This is a genomic window from Salmonella sp. 741265050_HSA (assembly GCF_046569445.1).
Taxonomy (GTDB): Bacteria; Pseudomonadota; Gammaproteobacteria; order Enterobacterales; family Enterobacteriaceae; genus Salmonella; species Salmonella enterica.
Window position 1 is genome coordinate 90,678 of record NZ_JBKFSV010000012.1, and the last position, 17,569, is coordinate 108,246.

Here is a 17,569-nt window from a genome sequence, read left to right on the forward strand (position 1 = left end):
AACGCAGCGCTCTTCGGCGATAAATCTCACACCAGCGCTTTGACTATCTCCATCAACCGAATGATGTCTTCGGGGCGCGTATTGCCGGTTTGCGGATCGATAATCGAGCTGTAAACATGCGGCATGACGCGCGGCACGCCTGCTTCCAGGCAGGTTTGCAGGATAATACCGAAATTATCCAGTGAGATACCGCCGGTCGGCTCGATGAGCGTCATGCCGTGGCGGGCGGCGGTTGTCGCCAGCGCATAGAGTTCCGGTAACGACTTTTCGCCGCCCATCGGGAAAAACTTCGCCGCATGTGCGCCCATATCCTGCATCATGCGTACCGCCGCTTCACAGGAAACGCGGGCTGGCGTTCCCTGGCTGCTGCTGACGCCGGTAGAAATCACCACCTCGCCAGGCGTTCCCGTCGGGCTGACCAGGGCGTTAATATGTGTTTGCTCGCCGCCTGTCGCCGCCAGTGCGCCCGCTGCGAAGCCGCTGCCGGTAAAGGTCTGGTTGACATGGGCCGGGTGAGTATGGGCGGCAATCATCGCCGCTTTGTAGTACTGCGCCGGGTCGCCTGCGCCCAGACCCACTGAGATAGACGGCACCTCCGCCATCCAGCGTTTCACCTCCGGCACGCCCTCTTCTACCGTAGCGAACTGCGCGGAAAGTACGCCAATGACCGCATGGCCTTCGGCGGCTTCATAGATAGCCTTCGCGTTGGCGATATCCTTTGCCAGCACGTTAATCGCTACCCGCTGACGATAAAAATTAATCTGCTGCATGTTCTGCAATCTCCCTGAGTCGCGCCACAATCAATGCCATTTCCCCTTCGGCTACCGTGCGTGGATCGAGGCTAAAAACCCCCTGATGAAGCTGATATTTGCGGGCGTAAATCGCTATCTCGCCGCCGCGCAACTGCGCTTCGACGTCCTGCGCATTCAGCCCCAATTCAGATGCGTTCACCCGCACACGAATACGCCAGATTGCACGCCCGGCCTCATCCTGTTCGATATCGGCATAAAGTCCATGGATGGCGGAAATCGCTTCCGCGACCGGCTGTAACTGTGCTGCGGTCACGGTCGTCTGGCCCTGGTGGTAATTCTCCAGCGCATACACCAGCCCAACCATGTTTTCCTTGCCGATTTTCATCGCCCTGGCAATCCCCTGGTGCTGCGCTTTACACGCGGCAATCCACTGTTTCTTCCCGGTGATAAAGCCGGAGGTTGGCGCATTAAAGGCTTTCGCGCCGCTGTAGATAACCATATCCGCGCCGCTCGCCACCCAGCCGCGCAAATCCTCTTCGGCGGCGGCATCGACAATCAACGGCAGGTGGTTGGCCTGCGCCACCTGTACAAAATCGTCAATGCTCAACATGCCTTTCTGTACGCAATGGTGTGATTTCACATAGAGTAGCGCGGCGGTCTTTTCATTAATGGCGCTTTCCAGTTGCCAGCGGGCCGCCAGATTGCTCGACCCCACTTCCACTATGCGCCCGCCGCCAAGACGAATGGCGCTGGTGACTGGCGCGCCGTAGTCCACATTATGCCCGCGCAGCATCACTACCTCATTGGCCATACCGGTACTGTCCGGCATCAGGGCGACGCGCGCCCGATCGCCGTGGGTGATAGCGGCAGCGACGGCAATGGCAATACCCGCCGAGGCGCACGAGGTGATATAGCTATCTTCAGCACCCGTATAGCGCGATACCAGTTCGCCGGTTTTTTCCACCAGCGCATCAATCTCGACGAAAGCGGAAGCCGCGCGCGCGGTGGCCTGCATGACCTCCGGCGCGACGCTTGAGACGCCCAGAATGGTCATTTTGCCGCAGGCGTTAATGACCTTTTTCAACCCCAGTTGTTGATAGATATTCGGCGTCATGATTTACAGCACTCCCAACAACGAACAGACTATGCTCAGTGCGACAATCGACAGCAAAATGGTGGTGTAGCGCGGCCCTTTTTTTACCAGATAGAAGTAGATGGCGAATACCGCCGCCAGTGGCAGTAAGCCCGGCGCGATAGAGTCGAGGATCTGCTGAACCACCACTTCAGATCCTTTCAAAGCGCTAATTTTTAACGGCGTGGTGATTTTGACGTAGCTGGCGGAAAGCGCGCCCATCATGATCAAACCCAGCACGTTGGCCCCGTAGATCAGTTCTTTGATTCGCCCCCCTTGCAGCAGGCCGATAATCGAATCACGCCCCAGCGTATATCCCTTGTGGACCATGCCGTAGCTGATCGCCAGGGTGATCGCCGGGTAGAGAATCAGCGGAATAATACCGCCCATCGCGCTGCCATTTGCCGCGAACGGAATAAAGATCGCTATCAACAGCGGCATCACCGCCGCCCAGATAATCGAGTCACCCATCCCGGCAAGCGGCCCCATCAGGCCCGTTTTAATGCCGGTAATAGACGAGTCGTTAATCGGCTCGCCGCGCGTTTTTTGTTCTTCCATGGCAATAGAGATGCCCTGAATCACCGCGCCGAAGGTCTGTTCGGAGTTAAAGAAGTTAAGGTGGCGTTTTAGCGCTTCTACCTGCTCCTCTTTTTGTGGGTAAAGTTTTTTGATGATCGGCGTCATCGAGGCGCAGAAAATCAGGCTTTGTAAGCGCTCATAGGAGCTGGAAACCTCGGCGCCCAGCCAGTAGATAAACCAGGCTTTGGTGATATCTGCTTTGGTCAGCGCCCCGCTTTCCCGCGCGCGCTCAACCAGTTCATGTTGCATTACGTCACTGCTCATCATGCTGCTCCTTCATTTTTCGCCAGGCCTTTAATCAGGAAGGCGACACAGGTGCCGAAGATGGCCATCGCCATGATGTCGACCTTGAGATACAACACCGCGAAGAACCCGCCGATAAACCACGGCAACAGGCTCTTTTTACCGATCACCATAATGGTGATGGCAAAGCCCAGCGCCGGCAGAATGCCGCCCATGATTTCAAAGGAGTGGGTTAACCAGTGCGGCATCAGTTTAAGGAAACTTTCCACCACATCCTGGCCAAAGTAGTTAGCGGCAAAGACCACCGGGAAGCGCAGCACCAGCCCCAGCAATGCCGGGTAAAGAAAGGCGCAACGCATGATGCCCGCCATGTTTGCCGTTTCCGCGTGTTTATCCGCCATATGCACCCAGGCGGCGTTCAGCGTGCGCCTAAGCTGATCGAGAAACACGCCAATCACGCCAAACGGGATTGCCAGCGCGATCGCCAGGTTTGGGTCCATACCGGCCTTCACCGCGATAGGAATGGAGATACAGGCCGCCAGCGCCGGATCCGACGGCACGTTGCCGCCCGGCGTTGAGGTCACGCCCAAATAAACGAGCTGCATCCCTGCGCCGATGATCATCGCGGTCTGCATATTGCCAAGCAAAAGCCCGACAAATACCGCGATCACCACCGGTTGTAACAGCATCGCGGAGAAGGTGTAGCCGAGGCGTAAACGGGCAAACCAGTAATACAACCCCATCAGGCTTGCAAAGAGTAAGGTATCCATAGTGTTATCCTATACACTTCATCCTTCAGGCTGCCTCTTTGTTGGCTGCCTTCGCTCACCCCAGTCACTTACTTTAGTAAGCTCCAGGGGATTCACTCAGTTGCCGCCTCGATGCATCCAGAATGATTTTGTGTCTATTAAAGGGTTAGAATTTTTTCAGGATATCGTCGAGCGGCTGCGGCTTATCTTCCGGAATGGTCTGGAAAAATACCTGAACGCCACGGTTTTTCAGGTCGTTAAGAATGCCGACGTCTTTTTCATCCAGCGTAATATTCTGAAAAACCGCTTTGCGGTTTGGCCCGCCGCCGAGACCGCCAACCTGAATGCGGGTGACGTCAAAGCCCAGTTGTATGGCGTCCTGCACCGCCGCCAGTGAGGGAAAAAGCACCAGCACGTTACCGTCGCCAAGCTGATTTTCTTTCCATGCGGCGGCAAAACTCTGGTTGCCGAAGCAATCCACTTTGATATTTGGCGGCGCGGCCATCAGGTAGATATTTTTCATAAACGGATCGGCATCCAGTTCATCACTCACAACGGCTATCCGGTTCGCCTGAGATTGTCCGACCCACTTCGTGACAACCTGCCCATGAATGAGACGGCTGTCGATGCGGCATAAAACGATATTGGCCATGATGTTTTCCTTAGAGTGATTGTTGTAGCTGACGTACATGGGCGACCACATCCAGGCAGCTACTGCGCCCGGCCTCAACTAACTCATCCACGCAGGCGGTTAGCATCCCTTGTTCGCGCCTGTCCAGCGCCTCCAGCAGTAGCGACGCATTCAGTCCGGCAATCACCGCCACCGGATAATCGGCGCTTAGTCGCGCCGCGACGTTGGATGTCGTGCCGCCGACAAAATCCGTCAGGATCAGCGAGCCTTCCGGCAGCGTTTTCACCACGGCCTCGACGCGTTGATAAAACTCGCCCAGCGTATCGACAGGCATTAGCGCGATTTCCGTCACGCCTTTAATTTCGCCCGTGACCATACGCAGGCTGTTGCAAAGCGGTTGTCCCCAGCCGCCATGCGTCAGCAGCAGGATGTGGGGCAACGGTTGTGTGGTAGTCAAAATGGCCTCCTGGCGCAATTACATGAGAACACCGGCATATATTGCCCGGTGGCACTGCGCTTACCGGGCCTACAGAACACTCCTGGTAGGCCGGATAAGGCGTTTACGCCGCTATCCGGCATAACGCATCATCAGAAGAGCAAAGGTTGTGCCAGAATTTGTGTCACGCGAGGAAGAAGAAAGGTCTGGCGAGGCGCGAAGCCCCGCCAGTAAAAGGATTAGCTATAGAGCAGTTCGTAGATATAAAAATATTCCGCATCCGATAAACGGATGGCGTAGGCGTCTTCGATGGGCAGAAAAGCGGATTTGATGACACTAAACGCGCGCGCGTCCAGATTCGGCTGACTTTCCAGCGCCATCTGTAACGGTTTACGGTTAATCACAATACGCTCTACCATACAGCAGCAGTGGATCAGGAAGCGCAGTGTCACCTGGCGGCTTGGTTTCAGGGAAAGCGAAGACGTCAGATGGTTAAAAACGCCCTCCATCTCTTTCAGAATACGCTGCGGGTTAAGCACAGAAATATGGTTGATGATGCTCTCCATCGTTAGCGCGCTGATAAAGCGCATGGCGCTGCGCTCCATCTCCAGACGGCGTTCAGCGTTGGACAGATCGGGCGTTAACAGGCTCAACACCAGTTCCGGCCCTTGTTCGGAGAAAAGCTCTTCCAGCGAAATAAACGGAATATCCGGCAGCCCCGGCTGGAAAGTGCCGACAATCCCCGCCAGCCGCTCGCTGGCATTCAATGCCTGCTGAACGCGCTCCAGACTTCGTACCTCGTTATAATCAAGGATCACCATCCTGGTGTCCTGCGACATCAGTTCGCCAAAGCTCTCCTCCAGCACCTTTTTGATTTTTTCCGCCGTTCCCATGCCGGTAATACAGGAGATGACCAGCACTTTGCCGCCGTTCTCCTGCTGCGGCGTACAAAGCTGGCAGGGGATATTTTTACTCTGCAGGAGCGCCGTCAACTGTGGTAAGTCACTGGTTTCATAGCTTAAATCCAGCCCGACTTCCAGCAGACTGGTCAGCGTGATGTTCGGCATGAGCAAAACATCTATCTGGAATAACTTACTGATCGTACTGCCGAAATGGATCAATGAACCGATGTCCACCAACAGGATAAGCCGCCGATATTGGCGGGTTTGAATCATTTGGGTCAGCGTTTCCAGCGTGTCATGCACCGACTGTTCAAACGGCATGTCGATGGCGCTGAACAGCTCGCGCTCCAGCACGCGGTTGACATATTGCGCCTGGCTGGTGGCGGTGGTCGCGCCGTGGGCGATCAAAATGACCCCGCAGTCGGGGCTGGCATCGATACGCTGACGATAATGGCGGCACTCTTTCAGGAACAGGCATAGCCAGACCACTTCCGTCGCCGGACACTGAATATGCAGCAGTTCGTTGATTTTCCGACACAGCAGCGTGGCGTTGTCATATTCGTCTTTGCAGCGATCCAGGATCAAACTGGAAGAGTAAAGCTGCGGGATCAGGCCGCGCTGCACGTAGCCTATCAGCGCCAGGAAGTGTTTACGCAGTGGGTTAACCAGATTTTCCGGCAGCGAAAAACCCAACACCTGCTCTACGCAGCCAATCAGCAGCGTCACGCGCTCTTCAATCTGGTCGCCATAGCGCGGCGGATGCGCCACGCTGTCGCGGCTGTAGAGACCGTATTCAAAAATCGAGCTGAGTTTATTTTTCAGGATCGCCAGCGTCTCCGCCGGGGGGACGTTACTGTTGCGCAAATTAACATATTCGCGCGTCAGGAAGCTGTAAAAGAGGTCGCTCTCTTCAATTTCTGCCCCGGTCGCCAGCGACGTCTTCAATGCGGGCAGCGTGCGCGCGTCTATATTTAGCCGCGCTTTACCGTCAAACAGAGTATCCACCAATAGACGCTGTTCCGGCGTCGGGTTAACCGACATCTCCGCCAGCCGTTTATCCAGCTGTAGCGTGTCGTTATGCTCGGTCATTCCCGATGCCCACGCCTGAGCGCAAAGAAACTGAATATCGCTTTTTAGCTGGCCGATATTGCCTTCCAGGGGTTTATTCAGCAACCAGAGCAACAACGGTTTATCAATGCTGACCGTACGTTCTATTTTGCGGCTTTCCCGCTGTAAGAACCCCACGATCAGTTCGATCTGTTCTTCAACGGAGCGCTGGCGAATGCCCGGCAAATCAATGCATACCTGAATACGCCGCTGGAAAGTACGTAACAGCGCCGACCCGACCGGCTCGGTAGTGGCGCAAATCAGGCGTACCGCAATTGATCGCGGCTGGCTGCTCACGCCGAGCGGACGGTACTCGCCTTTATCCAGAATAGAGAACAGCTTTTCCTGCCCTTCATAAGACAGACGGTGCACCTCGTCCAGCAGCAGATAACCACCGTCCGCCTGCTCCACAAGGCCTGTTTTATGTTCATTCGCACCGGTAAACGCCCCCTGCCGATGACCAAACAGATGCGAGGAGAGCAGTTCCGGGTTATGGGCGTATTCCGCGCAGTTAAAGTAGACCAGCGGCGGGATAGCGCCGCTCGCCTGTTCACAGGCGAAACGGTGCATCAGTTCCGCAAAAAAGGTTTTACCGACGCCGGACGGTCCGGTAAGCAGAACGTGTAAACCGTGCGGATAGAGCACCGCCGCACGGCCTTTTTCTACCGCATCGCGCAGGCTGCGATCGTAACCAATCAGGCTGGTAAACGGATCGTCGGGCGCATAATGCTCTTCATGCGGCAGCACATCCGCCACCGACCGCACCTCGCGTTCAGACTCTTCCAGCTGTCGTCCCAGCAACGTTTCCAGCGCCTGGCGATGCAAAAAATAGACCGGGCGGCCACGGCTTTTGATTGCCAGGCCGTCATTCCATAACTGATTGAGATCTTTGCTGACGGAGTTACGCGCCAGCCCAAGATTGAAACCTATCGCCTCCGCCGTAAACGCCGTCTCCTGCGCCAAATCGGCAAGGCATAGCCCGCGCGTCAGCCGTTCCAGCTCTCCCAGTACGATCTCAATACGTCTCATTACACTACCGCTTACGAAATAAAAGAGTGTTCAGAACATACACTATTCTGCCACGCAAGAAAGTGAAGGCGCAGCGAGAAACCGCCTTCCCACTTTTGCCTGACTTCAACGCCAACGGATAGCACGCCCCGATGAGTGAACGTCGCACGGTCTACACTTACTCTTGAAAAAGTGCAAACCGATAAGGATACCGTTTATGAAACGAAAAACGCTTCTGCTTATTGCCGCGCTTGTCGCGCTACCTGGCGTCACGTATGCCGACTCTCCGTTTAGCTCGCTCCAGTCGGCGCATGAAAAAAATACGATTTTAAAGGATTTGCGCAAAATGTGTACGCCCAAAGGCGCGCTAACCGATGAAGCCTGGGAGAAAAAAATCATGGCGAGCGAGGGGAACCAGCAGCATATCCGGGAGGCGATGATCGCGATAGAGCGCAACAATCAGCATAACTACTGGCAGGCTCTCGGCAAGGTGGAATGCCCGGAGATGTAGCACACCTTTTCCGTTTTTTGGTCGCGAAAATGCGGACTGTAACCGGTTTCTGTTCGCCAAAACCGCGTATTCTGGAGCGAATTTACGCGATCAAGGAGTACGACAATGCGATACCGTTTTCCCGATAACTTCTGGTGGGGCAGCGCCTGCTCAGCGTTGCAAACCGAAGGGGATAGTCTGAATGGCGGTAAAAGCCAGACCACGTGGGATGTGTGGTTCGAGCGCCAGCCTGATCGTTTTCACCAGGGCGTCGGTCCAGCGGAAACCTCAACGTTCTATCGCCACTGGAAGCAAGACATCGCGCTACTGAAACAGTTAAAACATAACAGTTTTCGCACCTCGCTAAGCTGGGCGCGGCTCATTCCAGACGGCGTAGGCGAGGTGAATCCACAAGCGGTGAGCTTCTACAATCACGTCATCGACGAGCTACTGGCGCAGGGCATCACGCCGTTTATTACGCTGTTCCATTTTGATATGCCGATGGTCATGCAGGAGAAAGGCGGCTGGGAAAATCGCGACGTCGTAGAGGCGTTTGGTCGGTACGCGCAAACGTGTTTTACCTTGTTTGGCGACCGCGTGAAGCACTGGTTTACCTTTAATGAGCCGATTGTGCCGGTGGAAGGCGGCTATTTGTACGACTTCCACTATCCCAATGTGGTGGATTTTAAACGTGCGGCCACCGTGGCGTACCATACCGTGCTGGCGCACTCGACCGCCGTGCGCGCCTGGCGCGCCGGGCGCTACGACGGTGAAATCGGCGTGGTGCTGAATCTGACGCCGTCCTACCCACGCTCGCAGCATCCCGCCGATGTGCAAGCCGCGCATCATGCGGATCTGTTATTCAACCGCAGTTTTCTTGACCCGGTATTAAAGGGAGAATACCCGGCGGACTTGGTGGCGCTGCTGAAAACCTATGACCAGCTGCCTGCCTGTCAGCCAGGCGACCGTCAGCTTATTGCCGACGGCAAAATCGATTTACTGGGGATTAACTATTATCAGCCGCGCCGCGTGAAATGCCGTGATACGGCGGTGAATCCGCAAGCGCCGTTTATGCCGGAATGGTTATTTGACTATTACGACATGCCGGGGCGCAAGATGAACCCTTACCGCGGCTGGGAAATTTACGCGCCAGGAATTTACGACATCATCACCAACCTACGGGATAATTACGGCAATCCGCGCTGTTTTATCTCCGAAAACGGGATGGGCGTTGAGAACGAGCAGCGTTTTGTGCAAGCGGGACAGATTCACGATGATTACCGAATTGACTTTATCTCTGAGCATCTTAAATGGCTGCATAAAGGCATTAGCGAGGGCTGTCACTGTCTTGGCTACCACATGTGGACCTTTATCGATAACTGGTCATGGCTGAACGGCTATAAAAATCGCTATGGTTTTGTACAACTGGATTTAGCCACCCAAACGCGCACGGTGAAAAAAAGCGGAGAATGGTTTGCCGCCACCGCAGAGCATAACGGTTTTGATTAAGCGTTTATTATTGCCGGATAACGACTAACGTCGTATCCGGCCTACAAATGGCGCAATATCAACTCATTGGCGTAATACGGACTTTCGCCGCCACGACTAACGCCGTCAACAGCATCAGTCCGCCGGAAAGCGCCAGCGGCGAAAGCAGCCCGAAATTGTCGAGCGCATAACCGCCCACCGCCGCGCCACAGGTATTTGCCAGTTGAATCACCGCGACCTGGATGGAACCGGCTTTTTCCGCCTGATCGGCAAGGGAACGAGTGATCCACGTTGACCATCCCACCGGCACCAGCGCAAACGCCAGTCCCCAGATAATCGCTATTGCCGCCGCCACGGTTTTGTCGCTCCCCCACACAATGAGCGTCAGCGCGCTCAGCGCCAGTAGCAGCGGCGCACCGGCCAGCGCCAGTTTTACCGAACGTTTCAGGACATAAGATGAGAAAGAAGTGCCAACGAAGCTGGCAATACCAAAACTGAGCAACACCAGCGTCAGACCATCAACGTCAAAGCCCGCCAGATTCATATAGACCGGGCGAATATAGGTAAAGAAAGCGAACTGCCCGGCAAAAGACATAAAGATGGCGATCATCCCGGCCATCACGCCAGGGCGTTGCAACAGGCTAAACATATTCTGTTTCTGGTGAGAAGGTTCGCCCGGCAGCGACGGCAGTGATTTCACCACCCAGATGACGCACAGTACGCCCATCACCGCAGCGGCGTTAAAGACATTACGCCAGCCAATAATACCGCCCAAAAAACTGCCCAGCGGCGCGGCGATCACTAACGCGATGGAGACCGCGCCAAAAATCACCGACAGCGCTTTCGGCACGGTACGCGCGGGAACCAGTCGCATGGTCAGCGACGCCGACATTGCCCAGAATCCGCCCAGCGCCAACCCAAGACAGGCGCGGCCCAGCAATAGCAGCGTAAAGCTGTTGGCAAAGGAGACCATCAGACAAGAAGCCGCCAGCAAAACGGCGAACAGAATAACGATATAACGCCTGTCGGTCGCCTGAATAATCTGGGTAATGAACAGGCTGGAAAACATCGCGACAAACGCCGTAACGGTGACCGACTGACCGGCGACGCCCTCGGAGATCCCCAGATCCTGCGCCATCGGCGTCAACAGACTAACGGGCAAAAACTCAACGGTAATCAGGCAGGCGACACAAAACGCCACGGCAAAAACGGCTGACCAGTTAGGCCTGGCAACCCCATCAGCGCGGAATTTTTCTGCGATATTTTCATTCATTGTGGTTACCTGCGTCGTTTTAGTGCGGAAAATCCACGCAGTGTAACATTACAAAATGTGATCTGATTAACGTTTTAGCAACTGACATTGTTGCGCTGCATTTTGCGAGGCTGGTCGAGCGTTGAGAATTATCTTCTCTCGCTGCGTGCAAAACCAAAAGGTAAGACATAGTGTATCACCTGGTGCTATACTTTAGATTACAGGATGTCAACCTGATGCGAATCTTCAAAACCAGGTGGTTTAACAGAGAAGCGAAGTCCCACACGATAAAAGATGACGAGTTAAGCGAGGCCATCAACGCCGTACTGCAAGGAAAAGCAGATAATCTTGGCGGCGGAGTTTATAAAAAACGTCTCAATCAAAATCGCGATCGCGCAATCGTGTAGGCAAAGGGAGGCGAGCATTGGTTTTACACCTTCCTGTATGCCAAACAGGATATGGCCAACATTAGCTATCGCGAACTCGCGGGTTTCCGTGAGTTAGCAAAACACTATGCTTGCCTGACCGAAGATCAGATAACGGCACTCATTAATAACAAAGAACTGGTAGAGGTGCGCCATGTCAGCAAAAACTAAATTCAAAAGCCCTGCCTTTGAAGCGATTCATAGCGCGGCATCTGGATTATTTAGCGTGGATGCCATTCCCCAGGAGACAATGCGTAGTTTTGACACGGCCTGCTTAAGCAGCATCAAAGACCTGCAGCCACTTGAAATAAAAGCGTTACGAGAAGAACTCAACGTTAGCCAGCCGGTTTTCGCTCGGTACCTGAATACCAGCGTATCAACGGTTCAAAAGTGGGAAAGCGGCGCCAAGCGCCCCAGCGGGATCTCACTGAAACTACTTAATGTTGTCCAAAAACACGGGCTAAAGGTGCTGGTATGAGGGTTTTACCGATGGTCTGTTAAGGCTATTCATACGATCATGAGTGCAGGAAGCCTCTACAACTTCCTGCGCCGTTTGATGGGAATTGCACTATACTGACTCACCAAAGCCATCAGCAAATGCAGATTTTAATTCATCCATAAAAGCCAGTTCATCCTGTCCATCACAGATTAAATCAATCATTGTGTTTCCCTTTACGCCAGCCCCCAAAATACTCATCATTCCTTTAATGGGAATTTCTTTGTCATTATTAACTAGCGTTAATGAAGACTGGTATTTTTTGACAATTTTCGCAAGTGTAGCGGCTGGCCGCGCATGAAGCCCCGTACTGTTCATAACGCGTACTTTTTGTCTAATCATATATTTTCCTTAAGAGACTTTGCGGAATGCTGAGTGATTTTTATTCATCATCTTAATTTTAGAATAAACATCATCCTCAACTGCCTGTTTTGCGTTCGCCATGACACGCGCCAGATTAGCTTCGTTGTTATTATTTACCCAAGCCTTACCAACAGTAGTAATAAAGGCTTTGCGCAAATCACTCGCAATATTCACTTTGGCTACTTTGTAATTAACAAAGCTGCGAAGAATATCCACGTCAATACCAGAACCTCCATGAATAACCAAAGGTACCGGACTGACAGACGCGATGCGTTGTAATAGCGGGATATCAATGCGTGGGATATCTTCAAGACCATGTACATTACCAATTGACACTGCCAGCATGTCGCACCCTGTCTCCTCAACAAAGCGCTGAACCTTCTCAGGTTCAGTTTTGCAGTCAGCCTCGCTGACATGATCATCTTCCTTACCCAGAATAGCGCCTAATTCCGCTTCGACGGGAACACCAAATGATTTACAGAAATCGACAGCTTCTCGGGTAAATGCAATATTTTCTTCGAACGGTAGCGCCGCGCCATCAATCATTACTGAGGTAAATCCGGCCCGGACAGCCTGCTTAACATCTTCCAGAGTTTTCCCATGATCCAGATGCAGGCTGACAGGAATATCCATTTTGTCGGCATGTCGCTTAACTATTTCATAAATGTAATCGTAACCTGAAAGCTGTGCATTAGTAGGAGCAATTTGAATAAAATTGGGCAATCCGGAACGTTCTATTGCATTAAGAATGGAAATTGTTGTCTCCAGGTTCGTTGTATTAAATGCCCCCGCAAGGACATGTTTTTCCTGAATACAATTGAGCAGGATCCTACCATTGACTAAAGGCATATTAACTCCAGATATTTATGTGAGCAGTGTAAGTAAATTATCGAACTATTGAGTTATCACAGTTATTCACCAATAAGCGCCCCTTCTTGCCGCAGTTTAAATTGGTAAAATGACAGCCATTGCTGCTGATATATTTTCAACTTTGCAGAACGAACCGCGTCAGGAAAATATCGCTCAGCCACAGGAACAGTCGGGGGGACAACATTCGGACAGGCTATCAACAATGCTCCAAGGGAGACGGTTTCATCAAAAGCAATGGCCTCAATTGGACACTGGAGGATGTCAGCCTTCAACTGGAGCCAGTATGGGTTTTTCACCGCAGGGCCAATGACTTTTACTGTCCTGCCCGCCGGGATATTAAAACACCCGTGACAGTGTGCAAACTCCATCGCCAGGCCAATAAAGACACTCTCAAGCAGAGACTCCGGAGGAAGTGAATCCGTCAGACCAAAAAGCAGGCCACGAGTGTGCCGATTTTTATTTGGCGAACCCGAGCCCCGCAAATGAGGAATAAATACCGGCACATGCTCGACAGACCAGGAAGGTTTGAGGTATTGCTCCATGACTTTTTCCAGGCCTGTGCTTATTTCCTTATCAGTTAAACGAAAGGTTTTTTTCACCCATTCAAGCGCATAACCGCCGACAGGCAGAGAAGCGAAAAGCGTGAAAAATTCACCATCGGAGTAACAACCATTTGCCAGCTTATTCCTGCGAGCCTGCACATCAAGCGTTGGCTGTGTATTCAGCAGTAAAATACCCTCTGTCGTGCCGGTAGAATTCAGCACATCGCCCGGTTGCATCTGTAATGCGCGGGCACCGACCATATGATCGTGTCCAGCGAGTGTGACTTTTACCTCATGAGAGAAGCCCAATTCCTCTCTAAGCGTTGCCGTCATCCATCCGGCCACTTCACCTGGCTTTATCAACGGAGCCAGTACACCGAACGGTATGCCGAGAATCCCGGCAGCATTACGAGACCAGGTACGGCGAGCAATGTCCAGACACAACGTTCTACTGGCCAGGGATATTTCCGTCTTTTTCGCACCTGTCATTCGCCACAACAACACTTCTGGTGCATGTAACCAGCAGATATCTTTTCTTTCATGCAAGGAGTAATTATCAAGCAACCATCTCATTTTAAATGCTGAGTAATTACTGTGAGGTGGCAATCCCGTTATAGAATACAGTTCTTCAGCCTCTGCCTTGCTTAATGACGAGAGATAAGATTCACCACGTCGATCATACCAGGCCAGCATCGGGGTAAGAATGACGCCCTCCTTATCCACAAAGACGCCAGACTCACCGAAACTCGCAATACTGATATTTTTTACCGGAAACGGTACTGAAGCCACCAGTTCAGCCATTACCAGTCGCAGTGCCTGCCACAGCGCTTCGATATCGAAATCTACCTCGCATTTGTCCGACAATATTGTTGGCGTCGGAAACTTGCGGACTTCCAGAACTGACACGTCATGACAGGAATAACAGCTGACTTTGCAGTTAGTTGTGCCAATGTCAATGACAAGCGCTGCGTGGTAATCAGGCATAAACCGTTCCTTTTGTCAGGCGAAAAACACCATAAATAACCAGCGCAAGCACAGGAATCAGCCCGATAGCAATAATATTTCCGTTGAATATTTCAAGCAGCCAGAAACGGAAGGGGTTACCGCCATCAAGGAAGCTTGATACCTGACCACTTGACCCCTCAGCCATTTTGAAATTGACATCCTTAGCCATACCGGTAATAAATGGCGCAATTTTGGTCGCAATCCACAAGTCGGCGACAATAACAGGAATTGCGGTTATCACAGCCCGGAAAATATTGCCACGACATGCCAGTACAATCATGGAAGCCATGACTGCCAGGTTCGCAAGGTCTCCGAGTGGCAGGACTTTATTGCCAGGAAGAAGGAATGCAATAAAGACAGAGATGGGTGTCAGAATCAGTGCTGTAGATATAATGGCTGGGTTACCTACTGCTACCGCGATATCCAGTCCGATAAAGAGATCATCACGGCCAGGATATTTGGCATTCAAATATTTCTTAATGGCTTCAGACAGAGGTAATAAACCTTCCATCAAAATTCGTACCATACGCGGAAGAATGAACATGACACCGCCAATGCTGATCCCCAGCAACAGGATATGTTTAAAGTCATACCCGGCAATGATGCCCAACAAGACCCCCAGAATAGTACCCACCATCATAGGCTCGCCGAAGATTCCCATTTTTTTCTGAACGTTTTCCGGATCAATATGAATACGGTTAACACCAGGGATCTTGTCGATAATTTTGTCGAACAGCAATCCAATTGGAAAGAAGACGACAGATGACAGGGTCGGAAGTGAAATACCTTCCAGACCGAAGTACTTTGCCACTAATGGCGCTGACCAGTCCGCCAGTTTGAGAACCACGATCGCGGCAATAGCGGCTGCGGACAGACCCAAAACAAAACTCCCTGTGCTGTAGTAAACCAGCGTTCCAGCCAGGGCAAAGTGCCAGTAGTTCCACATGTCGACATCAACAGTACGTGTCTTATTCAGGGCCAGCATGGCGACATTAATCAGCATCGTCAGTGGAATGACAAAGGGTGCGATTGGTGAGCCCCAGGTAATTGCGGCCAATGGTGGCCAGCCTAAATCGACAACAGGAAGGCTAATACCAGTTCGCTCAACCATTGCCTGTGCAGCCGGGCCTACGTTGCTGGTAAGTATGTCAAAGATGGCATAAATTCCGACAAACCCTATTCCGACAATTAACGATGAGCGAAGTGCTTTAGCGGGTTTTACTTTGAAGAACAATGCCAGGAAAAAAAGGACCAGCGGCAATAAAACCGTTGGGCCAAACCCCAGGACATATTGCACAACGGTATAGAGAGTATGTGCTATATCATTCATATCCGACCTCTTATTCAGATGTGACCAGACCTCGCGTTAGCGCCTGGGTAATTTATCTGTTTTTTATTTATGAAATCAGGCTTGGCCTTTAAGGATTGAAACTATTTTTTCAAGAACTTTATCTTCACCTACTCCGGTAATGATTGGCAGGCCACTAACAACCGGAATATCCAGTTCATAAGGAACTTTCGTTGTTGATACAACCAAAGCTGCACCATCGGTATTGTTTGGCAATGAGGCTACATTAGTTTGTGAATAATTAACATCAAGCCCATTGTCTTTACAATATTCCATTACTTTTTCTGCCACAGCCGTGGAAGTAGCAACACCCGTTGCGCAAACAAATAGTATCATTTTACTCATACTTCACCTCTTTCAGATATGCGTGTGTAAATTGACTGATAAATTTCATCATCATTCATGACCAGTAACTGCTGCATAAAATCCTCATCCTGGATCACATCCATAATCCAACCCAGTACGTTGAGCTGCTTATTGCTTTCACCTAAAGCAAGCATAAACACCACCCTGACAGGTACGGGATCTGGTTCCCCGCCCATATCTTCGAAATTGACGGGTTCTGCCAGTATTCCAACGCTAATGGCGTTTTGGCGAACATACCTGTGATCAGTATGTGGAATAGCGACACCTACAGGCTCAACCGGTAGACCCGTTGGAAAATTCTGTTCTCGCGTAATGACGTGATCGGCAAAATCAGATACAACCATACCATCGTTAATTAACGGACTGGCAAGAGCCTTGATTATGTCATTCTGACTCACCTCTTTAGGGAGGTGGCGAACATAATGACGGCGAAAATGAATATCCTGCATAGATTCCTCTTTGCTAGTTAGGCATCCAGGCGCTGTAAAATAGTGCCAAGATAATATTTATTACCTTTTAACCAGACGTTACCAAAATCAATGGCCAATCCTCTAGAGAAAAATACCAACTGTTCCAAATGCAAAACAGGTGCGTCTTCACCAATATCAAGATAATGGCCTCGCTCATTACCAATTAATTTAGCTGCGTAACGGCTTTCAGAAAAACTTATTTTCTTATCAGATAATCTTTCTATTGCTGAAAATAAATTCTCCCTGGTAAAATCTACATCAATAATACCGGGGCAGAGATCAATGTTGATACGATTTTCAATCAACATGACTTTTTCATCGCCAATACAACGAAGGCGTTTAAGAAATAAAACATCTTGTCCCGGTTTGATACTCAGTTTCTCTGCTACAAAGCGGTTAGCGGGCTCCAGTCGGGAGGTTATAACACTGGTTGTGAAGTTTATCTTCTGGCTGGCTAAGGCTTCAGCAAAGGAGAGCAAACCTTCACCCAGTGGGTAAGCAACATTTTCCTTCTTTACGAAAGTTCCTTTACCCTGCACTTGCACAAGAACACCTTCCCGGACAAGTTGGTCAACCGCTTTTTTAACGGTACCGCGACTCACCTCCAGCATATCCATGATTTGAAACTCTGAAGGTATCCGGTCATCCTCAACCAATTCTCCGCTATAAATACTTTCCCTTATCCACTCCACAACCTGTTGATACAGTGGGATGTGTGAACTTTTACTCAATGTTTTCATGGTGCGCGCCTAAACATTTAGAGTTGTCTATAGACAATCATGTACAACTTCGAGTTTATGATAAGAAATTTTGAGACAGGAGGTATGGCAAGGAGTCACAGTTTTAGTGTTCAAAACAAGATCACATTTCCGTGATATATGTCACGGAAATGATGAGCTACAAGTCTCTGACGTT

The 17,569-nt window shown here is 51.3% G+C and carries 18 protein-coding genes and 1 pseudogene; 4 read left to right on the forward strand and 15 right to left on the reverse strand.

Features of this window, described 5'->3' with window-relative positions; genetic code table 11:
• Positions 1-26 precede the first annotated feature (26 nt).
• From dagF to dagR, 7 genes are all read right to left on the reverse strand, one after another.
• Positions 27-770, reverse strand: coding sequence for a 2-dehydro-3-deoxy-phosphogluconate aldolase (gene dagF / locus ACLD4F_RS17525; RefSeq protein WP_001186146.1), 744 nt, complete (start codon positions 768-770; stop codon positions 27-29).
• Complete coding sequence (gene dgaE / locus ACLD4F_RS17530; RefSeq protein ID WP_058107971.1) at positions 757-1,866, reverse strand: D-glucosaminate-6-phosphate ammonia lyase; 1,110 nt, start codon at positions 1,864-1,866, stop codon at positions 757-759. Before dgaE ends, dagF begins: the two co-directional genes overlap by 14 nt.
• Positions 1,867-1,869: 3 nt before the next feature.
• Complete coding sequence (locus ACLD4F_RS17535; protein ID WP_001526325.1) at positions 1,870-2,730, reverse strand: PTS system mannose/fructose/sorbose family transporter subunit IID; 861 nt, start codon at positions 2,728-2,730, stop codon at positions 1,870-1,872.
• Positions 2,727-3,476 carry a PTS mannose/fructose/sorbose/N-acetylgalactosamine transporter subunit IIC gene (locus ACLD4F_RS17540; RefSeq protein ID WP_000380259.1) on the reverse strand — a complete coding sequence of 250 codons (750 nt, stop codon included), beginning with the start codon at positions 3,474-3,476 and terminating at the stop codon, positions 2,727-2,729. The genes ACLD4F_RS17535 and ACLD4F_RS17540 overlap by 4 nt, the downstream gene beginning before the upstream one ends.
• Positions 3,477-3,621: 145 nt before the next feature.
• Positions 3,622-4,107: a PTS system mannose/fructose/N-acetylgalactosamine-transporter subunit IIB gene (locus ACLD4F_RS17545; protein ID WP_001284295.1), complete on the reverse strand. Its 486-nt coding sequence runs from the start codon at positions 4,105-4,107 to the stop codon at positions 3,622-3,624.
• Between the two features lie 10 nt (positions 4,108-4,117).
• Complete coding sequence (locus ACLD4F_RS17550; RefSeq protein ID WP_000214106.1) at positions 4,118-4,543, reverse strand: PTS sugar transporter subunit IIA; 426 nt, start codon at positions 4,541-4,543, stop codon at positions 4,118-4,120.
• Between the two features lie 218 nt (positions 4,544-4,761).
• On the reverse strand, positions 4,762-7,560 hold the full coding sequence (gene dagR, locus ACLD4F_RS17555; RefSeq protein WP_080095200.1) for a transcriptional regulator DagR: 2,799 nt from the start codon (positions 7,558-7,560) through the stop codon (positions 4,762-4,764).
• A 196-nt stretch (positions 7,561-7,756) separates the two neighbouring features.
• Here dagR and ACLD4F_RS17560 point away from each other — a divergent pair, with 196 nt between their 5' ends.
• Together ACLD4F_RS17560 and ACLD4F_RS17565 are read left to right on the forward strand one after the other, a co-directional pair.
• A complete protein-coding gene (locus ACLD4F_RS17560) occupies positions 7,757-8,050 on the forward strand; it encodes a YicS family protein (RefSeq protein WP_000824212.1) in 294 nt (97 codons plus the stop codon).
• Positions 8,051-8,155: 105 nt separating this feature from the next.
• Complete coding sequence (locus ACLD4F_RS17565) at positions 8,156-9,538, forward strand: glycoside hydrolase family 1 protein (protein WP_001270471.1); 1,383 nt, start codon at positions 8,156-8,158, stop codon at positions 9,536-9,538.
• A gap of 58 nt (positions 9,539-9,596) precedes the next feature.
• Here the strand turns inward: ACLD4F_RS17565 and nepI are convergent, their stop codons facing one another.
• Entirely contained in the window at positions 9,597-10,790 is a 1,194-nt protein-coding gene (nepI, locus tag ACLD4F_RS17570) for a purine ribonucleoside efflux pump NepI (RefSeq protein ID WP_411010958.1), read from the reverse strand.
• Positions 10,791-11,005: 215 nt separating this feature from the next.
• Between nepI and ACLD4F_RS17575 the strand changes: the two are divergent.
• Positions 11,006-11,365, forward strand: a pseudogene (locus ACLD4F_RS17575) (type II toxin-antitoxin system RelE/ParE family toxin).
• Positions 11,349-11,672 (forward strand): helix-turn-helix domain-containing protein, encoded by a 324-nt coding sequence (locus ACLD4F_RS17580; RefSeq protein WP_021000920.1) that lies wholly within the window; start codon positions 11,349-11,351, stop codon positions 11,670-11,672. Before ACLD4F_RS17575 ends, ACLD4F_RS17580 begins: the two are co-directional and overlap by 17 nt.
• 90 nt (positions 11,673-11,762) lie before the next feature.
• Here ACLD4F_RS17580 and ACLD4F_RS17585 read toward each other — a convergent pair whose 3' ends face one another.
• The 7 genes from ACLD4F_RS17585 to ACLD4F_RS17615 all read right to left on the reverse strand — a co-directional run bounded on the left by ACLD4F_RS17585 (position 11,763) and on the right by ACLD4F_RS17615 (position 17,394).
• Positions 11,763-12,032: an HPr family phosphocarrier protein gene (locus ACLD4F_RS17585; RefSeq protein ID WP_000621026.1), complete on the reverse strand. Its 270-nt coding sequence runs from the start codon at positions 12,030-12,032 to the stop codon at positions 11,763-11,765.
• Between the two features lie 9 nt (positions 12,033-12,041).
• The gene (locus tag ACLD4F_RS17590) at positions 12,042-12,902 is read right to left on the reverse strand and encodes a class II aldolase (protein WP_079944082.1); all 861 of its coding nucleotides are present in this window, start codon (positions 12,900-12,902) and stop codon (positions 12,042-12,044) included.
• A 62-nt stretch (positions 12,903-12,964) separates the two neighbouring features.
• Positions 12,965-14,449 carry an FGGY-family carbohydrate kinase gene (locus ACLD4F_RS17595; RefSeq protein ID WP_001113555.1) on the reverse strand — a complete coding sequence of 495 codons (1,485 nt, stop codon included), beginning with the start codon at positions 14,447-14,449 and terminating at the stop codon, positions 12,965-12,967.
• Positions 14,442-15,800 (reverse strand): PTS galactitol transporter subunit IIC, encoded by a 1,359-nt coding sequence (locus ACLD4F_RS17600; protein ID WP_000997825.1) that lies wholly within the window; start codon positions 15,798-15,800, stop codon positions 14,442-14,444. The genes ACLD4F_RS17595 and ACLD4F_RS17600 overlap by 8 nt, the downstream gene beginning before the upstream one ends.
• A 75-nt stretch (positions 15,801-15,875) precedes the next feature.
• Complete coding sequence (locus tag ACLD4F_RS17605; RefSeq protein ID WP_000041396.1) at positions 15,876-16,163, reverse strand: PTS sugar transporter subunit IIB; 288 nt, start codon at positions 16,161-16,163, stop codon at positions 15,876-15,878.
• Complete coding sequence (locus ACLD4F_RS17610) at positions 16,160-16,633, reverse strand: PTS sugar transporter subunit IIA (protein WP_001152237.1); 474 nt, start codon at positions 16,631-16,633, stop codon at positions 16,160-16,162. Before ACLD4F_RS17610 ends, ACLD4F_RS17605 begins: the two co-directional genes overlap by 4 nt.
• Positions 16,634-16,650: 17 nt before the next feature.
• Complete coding sequence (locus ACLD4F_RS17615; protein WP_000854956.1) at positions 16,651-17,394, reverse strand: GntR family transcriptional regulator; 744 nt, start codon at positions 17,392-17,394, stop codon at positions 16,651-16,653.
• Positions 17,395-17,569: the final 175 nt, after the last annotated feature.